The organism is Oleiphilus sp. HI0067 (assembly GCF_001635735.1).
Genome location: NZ_LWFI01001083.1, coordinates 1 through 1,099, shown reverse-complemented (window position 1 = coordinate 1,099; position 1,099 = coordinate 1). Strand labels below are relative to the sequence as shown.

2 protein-coding genes are annotated in these 1,099 nt (G+C 46.2%); both read right to left on the bottom strand.

The genetic code is table 11. The annotated features are described in order from the left end of the window. Positions 1 to 269: ATP-binding cassette domain-containing protein (locus A3739_RS15100; protein ID WP_156502612.1), on the bottom strand; the 269-nt coding region annotated here is incomplete at its 3' end. Beyond that, positions 259 to 1,099: high-affinity branched-chain amino acid ABC transporter permease LivM (gene livM, locus A3739_RS15095; protein WP_068501948.1), on the bottom strand; the 841-nt coding region annotated here is incomplete at its 5' end. The genes A3739_RS15100 and livM, both read right to left, overlap by 11 nt.

Sequence of the window (1,099 nt, the reverse complement as noted above, 5' to 3'; positions counted from 1 at the left end):
ACATGTTGGAAGGTGCGGACCATGCCTTTTAGAGAGATTTTGAAATCAGGAAGCTTTTGGATTTCTTCTCCCATAAATTCAACAACCCCCGAAGTAGGCGTATAAAAGCCACTTAAGCAGTTAAAAACGGTTGTTTTCCCAGCACCATTAGGACCAATGATTGATACGATTTGACCCTCTTCAACACGCAGGTTTACACCGTTGACGGCAACGAGTCCGCCAAACTGCATTCTGAGATCAGATACGTTTAGTAGTGTCTTATTTGTCATCTGCTAACTCCAAGTGTGGACGTTTTGAAGGAAGCAAACCTTGTGGTCGCCATACCATCATAAGAACCATCATTAAGCCGAACATCAACATTCGGTATTCTTGGAATTCACGAGCTAGCTCTGGCAGTACTGTCATTGCAATTGCAGCGAGGATAACGCCCATTTGTGAGCCCATTCCACCGAGAACAACAATCGCCAAGATAATGGCTGATTCAATAAACGTGAATGACTCTGGAGAGATGAAGCCTTGGCGCGCGGCAAAGAAACAACCGGCAAATCCTGCAAACGCAGCACCGATTGTAAATGCTGAAAGCTTGATCGCGGTGCGATTCATACCTAATGAACGACAGGCTATTTCATCTTCGCGCAATGCTTCCCAAGCTCGGCCAACTGGCATTCGAACAAGTCGACGGATCACGAAGACGGTGATGACGACAAGGATAAGCGCTAACAAATAAAGGAAGATAACTTTGTACGTTGAATCGTAAGAGATTCCCATGACTTCATGGAATAGTGTATTGCCGTCTTCTTTTACGCGGCGTCCAAATTCCATACCGAAGAGTGTCGGTTTATCAATGCCTCCAATACCATTCGGACCACCCGTTAGGGATGTAGCATTGAGAAGGAAGATACGGATAATCTCGCCAAACCCAAGAGTTACAATGGCCAAGTAGTCTCCGCGCAAGCGTAGTACTGGAAAGCCCAGTAAGAAGCCAAACAAAGCGGCCATGATCCCAGCAATCGGCAATGCCAACCAGAATGAGATGTCGTAATACAGAGATAGTAGGGCATAGCTGTATGCACCCACTGCGTAGAATGCTACGTAGCCT